This is a genomic window from Mesorhizobium sp. M7A.F.Ca.CA.002.09.1.1, assembly GCF_003998555.1.
In the GTDB taxonomy this organism is placed as follows: Bacteria; Pseudomonadota; Alphaproteobacteria; order Rhizobiales; family Rhizobiaceae; genus Mesorhizobium; species Mesorhizobium ciceri.
In genome coordinates this window covers 1-8,047 of sequence record NZ_RZRR01000161.1, presented here as the reverse complement: position 1 = coordinate 8,047, position 8,047 = coordinate 1, and the positions used below count along the sequence as shown (strand labels likewise).

The 8,047-nt window shown below is 62.7% G+C and carries 8 protein-coding genes; 3 read left to right on the top strand and 5 right to left on the bottom strand.

Annotated features, from left to right (window positions below; all coding sequences use genetic code 11):
* A partial coding sequence (locus EN994_RS09895; protein ID WP_127307507.1) for a DUF2270 domain-containing protein occupies nucleotides 1-196 on the bottom strand: 196 nt, incomplete at its 3' end.
* A 476-nt stretch (nucleotides 197-672) separates the two neighbouring features.
* On the opposite strand from EN994_RS09895, the gene EN994_RS09890 reads away from it, so the two are divergent.
* The 3 genes from EN994_RS09890 (at nucleotide 673) to EN994_RS09880 (ending at nucleotide 3,403) form a co-directional block, all read left to right on the top strand.
* Entirely contained in the window at nucleotides 673-1,194 is a 522-nt protein-coding gene (locus tag EN994_RS09890; RefSeq protein WP_013530520.1) for an Hsp20/alpha crystallin family protein, read from the top strand.
* Between the two features lie 126 nt (nucleotides 1,195-1,320).
* A complete protein-coding gene (locus EN994_RS09885) occupies nucleotides 1,321-2,055 on the top strand; it encodes a gamma-glutamylcyclotransferase (protein WP_013530521.1) in 735 nt (244 codons plus the stop codon).
* Nucleotides 2,056-2,251: 196 nt separating this feature from the next.
* Entirely contained in the window at nucleotides 2,252-3,403 is a 1,152-nt protein-coding gene (locus EN994_RS09880; RefSeq protein ID WP_063168671.1) for an acyltransferase, read from the top strand.
* Here the strand turns inward: EN994_RS09880 and EN994_RS09875 are convergent.
* The 4 genes from EN994_RS09875 to EN994_RS09860 form a co-directional block, all read right to left on the bottom strand.
* Nucleotides 3,390-5,369, bottom strand: coding sequence for a glycoside hydrolase family 127 protein (locus EN994_RS09875; protein ID WP_063168670.1), 1,980 nt, complete (start codon nucleotides 5,367-5,369; stop codon nucleotides 3,390-3,392). The genes EN994_RS09880 and EN994_RS09875 overlap by 14 nt on opposite strands.
* 14 nt (nucleotides 5,370-5,383) lie before the next feature.
* Nucleotides 5,384-6,241, bottom strand: coding sequence for a carbohydrate ABC transporter permease (locus tag EN994_RS09870; RefSeq protein WP_013530524.1), 858 nt, complete (start codon nucleotides 6,239-6,241; stop codon nucleotides 5,384-5,386).
* The gene (locus EN994_RS09865) at nucleotides 6,241-7,164 is read right to left on the bottom strand and encodes a sugar ABC transporter permease (protein ID WP_063168669.1); all 924 of its coding nucleotides are present in this window, start codon (nucleotides 7,162-7,164) and stop codon (nucleotides 6,241-6,243) included. The genes EN994_RS09870 and EN994_RS09865 overlap by 1 nt, the downstream gene beginning before the upstream one ends.
* A gap of 274 nt (nucleotides 7,165-7,438) precedes the next feature.
* Nucleotides 7,439-8,047: extracellular solute-binding protein (locus EN994_RS09860; protein ID WP_127307506.1), on the bottom strand; the 609-nt coding region annotated here is incomplete at its 5' end.

Genomic DNA, 8,047 nt, shown 5'->3' with positions numbered 1-8,047 from the left:
GATGCGCACTGGCCGTCGACAGCGATACCGAAAGCAGCGCCGCCACCACCGTGATTGCCCAGTTGGTTGTCCTGTCCAGCCGGTCGCGCCATCCCGCCATGCGAGCGATCTCGGCGCGGTGAAAATGCGACAGCGTGTTGACGCGCTCCGCCGATGAAAGGACGGGGCCAGCGGGCTTTGCCGACGCGTCGTTCATGGCATCCTCCGGCAAGGAACAGAACGGCCTGCCAGCGGCATTGTTCCCTGTCCTCGAGACCGCCGATCCAGCCGACCAGCCGCGCGTTGAGGCCGAGGCGGCTCCGGTCCAGCAGACACCAAGCTGGCGGTTGACCACTGTTTCGCGAAGTGCCGATCGAAGGGCACGACTGATGTGGACAGCACCGGTGACGCAGGCACCTGCATGCACCAATCACATTACATTACGAGGTCTTGACCCACCCGCGACGGAGTCCAAAATCCTCCGCACCAGTGCCGACGAGGCGCCGGCTTCACGGGCGCCGCGCGGGTCAGGGGCGGTGGCCTTCGGGCAGGCTCAGGTGCGCGAGCCCCCGCCACTGATCCAGGCGTTTCCAACGGGACCGGAGCGCCAATGGCGCAGACGCGCATCGTCCGAGCATGGCAACCAGAGCATGCAAACGAACGATAGACAGGATCAAGAAAGGAGCAAATGCAATGACCATTCGTGATCTGATGCCATGGGGTCGCGATCCAAACCAGGTTCAGACCCTCTCAGGCGACCGCGATCAGGACCCATTCATGAGCCTGCATCGCGAGATGAACCGCCTTGTTGACGACATGTTCCGCGGTTTCGGTTCACGTCTTCCATCCTTGGGCAGGCTCTCTTCAGCGGGCGGTGGCTGGCCTAGCGTGGAAATCTCGGAAACGGACAAGGAAATCCGCGTGACCGCCGAGATACCCGGCATGGAGGAAAAGGACATCGAGGTGTTGCTCGATGACGGCGTCCTGACGTTGCGCGGTGAAAAACACGCCGAAACCGACGACAAGGAACGTCAGTTCTCCGAGCGATTCTACGGCCGCTTCGAACGTCGCATTCCGATCGGCTTCGAAGTCGAAGAAGACAAGGTCGCTGCCGATTTCCGCAACGGCGTGCTGTTCGTCACCTTGCCGAAATCCGAGAAGGCACAGAACAAGATGAGGCGCATCCCCATCGGCGGCAAGAGCACCAAGCACTAGAATGATTGGATGCCGGGCGGGAGGGTCACCCGCCCGGCATCGGCCGTTGAATTTTGCGCCGGTCACATGGACCCTTGAGAATCCCTCTGCCTTCGGCAACATGACGGCGACGGTAGAGGGTATGAAATGAACCAGCCGATTTCTGCCATATCGCCGCGCAAGTCCGTGCCGCGCAACACGCCGATGGCGCTGACCGAGGCGTTGGTCGCGCGCACTATGCGTGCTGTCGAGGATGCCGGGCCGACGCCGGGCATGGTTCACATGACCGATGCCGACTATGCGCGTATCCGCGACGAGGTGCTGGCCGGCGCTCCGGCCGGGCCGCTGAAACTATTTGCCTATGGCTCGCTGCTGTGGAAGCCCGCCGGCGAGGTGAGGGGCGGAGAACGCGCGGTGGCCAGCGGCTGGCATCGTTCGTTCTGCTTCACGGTGCAGCGTTTTCGCGGCACGGTCGAGCAGCCCGGCTTGATGATGGCGCTCGATCGCGGCGGCCAGTGCCAGGGCATGGTGTTCGAGATCGCGGAACCGGTGGCGGCCAACCTCGAAGCGCTGCTGCGCCGCGAAATGACCATCCTGCCCGCCGTCAACGTGCCGCGCTGGCTGCAGGTCAGGACCGAAGGCGGCCCATGTCGCGCGATTGGTTTCGTCGTCGATCCCGCCAATCCGCGTTATGCCGGCAAGCTCGACAAGCAGGCGATCGCGGCGACGCTGGTGACAGCCGTCGGTCATTGGGGCTCGGGCGCGCAATATCTATTCGAGACGATCCGCCACCTCGAAGCCTGCGGCATCCGCGACCGCAATCTGTGGCGGCTGCAGGAACTGGTGGCGGAAGAGATCGGGCTGACCGTCGCCCAGAAGTGATCCGCCCAGAAGTGATCCGCTCAGACGCGGCACGCTTCAGTCGTGTTTGGCTCCGGATGCTTGCAGGCCACAGCACCTTGCGAAGCAAATCTCTGATTTCGTAAGTCTCCGCAGTGAAGGTTTAATGAATTGAAAACAGTTCTGGGCCAACGATGACCTGAACACCGGCGCAGGACACGGTGCGCGTGGACCAATCATGAAATCCTCGACCGGAGAGCACTACCCAGCGCTGGATCATGTTCGTGGCCTGGCGGCCTTTCTTGTCTTTACCTGGCATTTCCTTCATGCTTCTCCTGAAGGCCCCGTGCCTTATGATTTCGTGCCGGCTCTTCCTATCTTCAGCGTTCTGGATGAAGGGCATACTGGCGTTTCCCTGTTCATGGCGCTTTCCGGCTACCTGTTCGCCAAGCTGCTCGATGGAAAGCAGATCAACTATCTGCCCTTCTTTGCCAACAGGGCCCTCAGGCTGCTTCCGCTTCTCCTGGTCGTGCTATGCATCGAGGCCTGCCGCAGGTACGTGGCCGGCCAGTCCCTCGACGGGTATTTCACGGGCGTCGGATTGGGGTTTCTTTTTCCCACCCTCCCGAATGGCGGCTGGTCGATAACGATCGAAGCGCACTTCTACCTGTTGCTGCCGTTCTTGCTGATGGTATCCAGGCGGTTTGTGTTCGCGCCCTTGCTGTTCATCGCGGCAGCCATTGTGCTGAGGTCCGTCCTGTATGTGCAGATCGGCGAAGTGCAGTCGGCGGCGTCCGCAACCATCATAGGCCATGCGGATCAGTTCCTGGCCGGCATTCTTGCCTTTCACCTGCGTGCCCACGCGAAGAACCAACACTGGCTGGCGCTGGCCGTTCTCATGGCTTTTTCGGGGTTCTTCTGGTGGTTCGATGCAGCCGGCGGATTTTACCAACTGGGCCGCTATCCGTCGCCTCATTGGATATGGATCATCCTGCCGACCCTGGAGGCGGCAGCCTATTCATTCGGCATCGCCTACTACGACACGAGCTTTTCGAGAAAGCGAACAAGCCCGCCGTTCAGGGTACTGGAGAAGGCTGGGGCCTACAGCTATTCGATCTATCTTCTGCACCTGTTCTTCGTCATGCAATTGGCAGCGTTCATAGACACGAATGTCATGAGCATCAGCAATTTCTACGTCGCATGCCTCTGGTCCGCATTGTGCTTCGTGGCGACGATCCCGATCGGCTATCTCAGCTATACCTGCGTCGAGGCGCCATTCCTGCGCCTGCGTCTGCGCTATATGGACCAAAAGCCCGAAACCGCGGCATCGACCGCGGCTGAGCTTGGATCGGTCATCGCCGATACACCGACCTCGTTCAGCCGTCCCTGAGCCATACCAGCATCTCGCCGGGCTCGCGGTTGTCCCAGGCGAAATAGGGAATGGCGGTCAGTCGCGTCTCGGCGGTGGCCGGCGGCTCGGGCCTGTAGAGCCCGTCCTGCCAGCCGTCGGAGACATCGGCAAGTGCCGCGGTCGACAGCGTCACCACGCCGCCGAGAAGTTCCGGCCGGTGCTGCGCTTCGATGGTGGCCGTCCGCGGCAGCGTCAGGCGATGCGGCTGGCTGTCATTGTCTGATGCCTCGACGCAATAGATCAGCGGGCCGCGTGACAGCGCGACGCGGCCAGCATCCTGGCGCACCTGCGGGTTGGCATAAAGCCGCTCGATCGGCATTTCGAGATCGAGCCGGACATTGTCGCCCTTTTTCCATGTCCGCTTGATCGCGGCGTAGCCGTCGCTGGTGATATCCGCCAGCCTGATGGCTTCGCCGTTTATCTTCAACCCGGCACTGGCGCTCCAGGCGGGAATGCGCAGGTGCAAAGTGAACTCGACCGGCGCCCGCGGTTCGAGCATGATGTCGACGGCGCCGTCCCAGGGATAGCTGCTGACCTGCGTCAGGCTCACCGGGACGCCCGATATATCGAAGCGCCCGGTCGAGTCGCCATAGAGGTGGACGGCCAGCGCATCGTGGGCCAGGCTGTAGAAATAGCTGCCGATCGAGGCGACCATGCGCCCGATATTGGGCGGGCAGCACGGGCAGCGGTGCCACTTCCACCTGTTGTGCTTGCCCCGGCTTTCCAATGGATTCTCGTAGAAAAACAGCGAGCCGTCGAGCGACAGGCCCGAGATCGAACCGTTGTAGAGGGCGCGTTCCATCATGTCGGCGTAGCGCGCGTTCGGCCCCATGCCGAGCATGCGGCTGGCCCAGAACACCAAGCCGACCGCCGCACAGGTCTCGGCATAGGCGCTTTCGTTGGGCAGGTCGTAGTCGCTGGTGAAGCCCTCATTGTGCGCCGACGGCCCCAGTCCGCCAGTGATGTAGAGACTCTTGGTGGTGAGATCGTCCCACAGAAGGTCGAGTGCTGCTCGCAGCGTATCATCGCCATATTCGGTCGCGATATCGGCCATGCCGGAATAGAGGTACATCGCCCTGACAGCATGGCCGACGACCTTGTTCTGTTCTCGCACCGGGATATGCGACTGGCTGTATTCATAGGTCTTGAAATGATAGGCCTTCGGGTCGGCGCCGCGGGCGCGGGCCTCCTCGTCGAAATAATGCGGCTGCTGACCGCGCTGGTCGATGAAGTATCTGGCCAACTCCATATATTTCCGCTCGCCGGTCACCCGTGCCAGCTTGACCAGCGCCAGCTCGATCTCCTCGTGGCCGCAATAGCCCTTCTTCTTGCCGGGCTCCGGGCCGAGTACCGACGCGATGTGGTCGGCATAGCGGCACATGATATCGAGCAGCTTGCGTTTTCCCGTCGCCTGGTAGTAGGCGACCGCGCCCTCGATCAGATGGCCGGCGCAATAGAGCTCGTGGCAGTCGCGCAGATTGGTCCAGCGCTTGCCGGGCTGGATGCGTTGGTACCAGCTGGAGAGATAGCCGTCCTCCTGCTGCAGCCTGCCATACATGTCGATGACGGCGTCGATCTTCTTCTCCAGTTCGGGATTCTTGCGCCGGTACAGCGAATAGGCCGCGGTCTCGATCGTCTTGCCGAGATCGGAATCCCAGAACATCTGCGTGGTCACCGTCGATCCGGTGAATTCCGCGCCCTGGCGGTCGGCTTCGTCGGGAGAGGGCGAGTGGAAGGGGATGACTATGCCGGGCGAGGGACGGTCCGGATCGATCTGCTCCAGCATGCGGGCCTCCACGCAGCGCTCGTAAAGGATATCGGCGGTGCGGGCGGCGACAGCGTCGGCGCGATCGCCCCAGAAGCCGTGCACGTCGACCTGCGGCACCGGCAGCGGGCGGAAGGCGAGCTTCGGTTTCCCGGTTTTTGCGGATGGCGATGCGGTCATGAATTTACTCCATTCTATTTGACGGCCCCGGCCATCAGGCCGCGGATGTAGAAGCGCTGCAGCGCCAGGAACAGGATGAGGCACGGCACCATCATCACGGTGACGCCCGCCTGCACCGCGCCCCAGTCGATGGCGCCGAAGCGGCCCGACTGCAGTGCGGTCATCATCACTGGCAGCGTGAATTTGGATTGGTCGGTCATCAGCACGAGGGCGGCGAGGAATTCGTTCCAGGCGCCGAGGAAGGCAAACAGGGCGATGGTGACGACGCCCGGCCAGACCAGCGGCAGCATCACCTTCCAAAGCATGGTGAGATTGCCGGCGCCGTCCATGCGGGCGGCTTCCTCGATCTCGCGCGGCACTGCGTCGAAGGCGTTGCGCATCATGAAGATCGAAAACGGCAGTTGCAGCGTCACATAAACGCCGACCAGGCCGGTCAGCGTGTTGTGCAGGCCAAGCTTGGTCAGCACCAGGAAGATCGGCGTCAGGATCGACTGGAACGGGATCATGATCGTCGACAGGATGAGGATGAAGAACAGGTCCTTGAACGGAAACCGGAACCGCGAAAAGCCATAGCCGGCCAGCACGCTGACGGCGACCGACAGCACCACGGTCATCACCGAGACATAGATGCTGTTTTGGGCCGAGACCCAGAGCCCGTCGCCGAAGCTGTTGAGCGTGGCGTAGTTCTCCAGCGAGAAGCCTGATGTCGGCCAGGGCGGCAGCGGCGGCAGGCGCGCTTCGGCCGCTGGCTTGAACGCCGACAGCACCGCCCACACGATCGGCGCGGCAAACAGCACCGAGGCGACGATGCCGGTCGAATGCTCGCCGATGCGGCTCAAGAGCCGGCGGTTGCGGGAAGCGGCCTGCGCCATCAGTCGAGCCCCTCCGGCTTGCGCAGCAGCCACAGCTGGACGAGGCTGAGCGCCACCAGGATCACCAGCAGCACCATCGACAAAGCCGCGCCGTAGCCGAGCTTGAACGACACGAAGGACTGGTTGAAGATCCAGTAGACCGCCGTCAGCGTCTGGTTGCGTGGGCCGCCGCGCAGGATGATGTAGAACTGGTCGAAGGCGAGGATCGAGCCGGCGACCGACAGGATCAGGGCCAGCGCCAGCGTGCGGCGCATCAGCGGCAAAGTGATCGCCCTGAACCTGGCGAACGGATCGGCGCCGTCGATGACGGCCGCCTCCTGCAGATCCTGCGGGATCGATTGCAGGCCGGCCATCAGAATGATCATGGTGAAGCCGGCGACCTTCCAGACGACCATGGCGATGATCGACCAGAAGGCCGGCTGGAAGGTGGCCAAAAGGTTGAACTTCCTGTCGATCAGGCCAAGGTCGTAGGCGGCCGGGCTGAACAGGCCGGAATCGACGTTCAACAGCCATGACCAGAGCAGGCTGGCCGAGGCAAAGCCGACAACCGCCGGCATGAAGAACATCGTCCGGTAAAGATTGGTCAGCGGCCGCGGCCGCTCGACGAACAGCGCCAGCGGAAACGCCACCACGAAGATCGCGATGGTGACGATCACGGTGTAGTAGGCGGTGAAGCGCAGCGCGTTCCAGAACCGGGTGTCGCGCAGGATGGCGACATAGTTGCCGAGGCCGATAAAGCTGTGCTCGCCCATCAGGGGCCAGTTGTGCAGCGACATCCACGCCGTCATGCCGAGCGGGATCAGGAAAAAGACGACGACCAGCGCGACAGCCGGCGCGACATAGAGCAGGCCGATCCATTGGTGGCGGCTGGCGACCTTGCGGGCGCGGGGCGGGGCAGGGGTTGCTGCGGTGATGACGGTCATGGCTGCGCGCTCGATGCTATTGGGACATTGGCAAAGAACCCCCTCACCCGGATTGCCAACCCAATTGAAGAGAGCAATTCGGGGCAATCCGACCTCTCCCTGAGGGGAGAGGAGGTTGCCGGGGATGGTGCCAGCCTCTTCTCCCCAGCGGGGAGAAGGTGGCCGCGAAGCGGCCGGATGAGGGGGTCTTTTCTCAACGCGATAGCCCTGCCGTTGGCGATGCGGTATCCGGCCACCCGCCCAGGGAGACAGGCGGGCGGCCGGCAGGCGTCCGCTACTTCTGCGGCGCCTGGTCGATGATCGACTGCATCGTTTCCTGCGCATTGGCTATCGCGCCATCGACATCGTCGCCGAAGAAGACCTCGTTGATCATCTGCGTCCACGGGCCGTTGGCGGAGTTGATCAGGTCGTTGAACACCACCGAATAGGGCGTCTTGCCCTTGGCCATGGCTTCGGCGGCGATCTGGTAGCGCGGATCGAGATCCTTCAACGCGTCCTTGGCGATGTCGCCGCGCACCGGCAGGCTTCCGTATTTGGCAAGGATGGTCTGGCCCTCGAGCGAATAGGCGAAGTCGAGGAACTCCTTCACCACGGGCAGTTTCGTGGTGCCCTTGGTGACGACGAAATTGTCGCCGCCCGCAAAGGACGACCAGCCGCTGTCCTTGCCCGGCAGGAAGGTGACGCCGTAATCGATGTCGGGATACTGGGTGTTGAGCGCGCCGATGGCAAAGGCGCCGGACGGCGAGATGCCGATATTGCCGGCGGCGAAGGCGGCAAAGAAATTGGCGCCGGTGTCGGTCTGTGCGCCTGCCGGTACCAGATCCTTCTTGACCATCGAGCGGTAGAGATCGATGGCGACGCGCAGCTGCGGGCTGTCCAGCGT

What these genes read in the sequence shown, in the direction of transcription:
- EN994_RS09890 (WP_013530520.1), top strand. Translation starts at nt 673, where the DNA reads ATGACCATTCGTGATCTGATGCCATGGGGTCGCGATCCAAACCAGGTT.
- EN994_RS09885 (WP_013530521.1), top strand. Translation starts at nt 1,321, where the DNA reads ATGAACCAGCCGATTTCTGCCATATCGCCGCGCAAGTCCGTGCCGCGC.
- EN994_RS09880 (WP_063168671.1), top strand. Translation starts at nt 2,252, where the DNA reads ATGAAATCCTCGACCGGAGAGCACTACCCAGCGCTGGATCATGTTCGT.
- EN994_RS09875 (WP_063168670.1), bottom strand. Translation starts at nt 5,369, where the DNA reads ATGACCGCATCGCCATCCGCAAAAACCGGGAAACCGAAGCTCGCCTTC.
- EN994_RS09870 (WP_013530524.1), bottom strand. Translation starts at nt 6,241, where the DNA reads ATGGCGCAGGCCGCTTCCCGCAACCGCCGGCTCTTGAGCCGCATCGGC.
- EN994_RS09865 (WP_063168669.1), bottom strand. Translation starts at nt 7,164, where the DNA reads ATGACCGTCATCACCGCAGCAACCCCTGCCCCGCCCCGCGCCCGCAAG.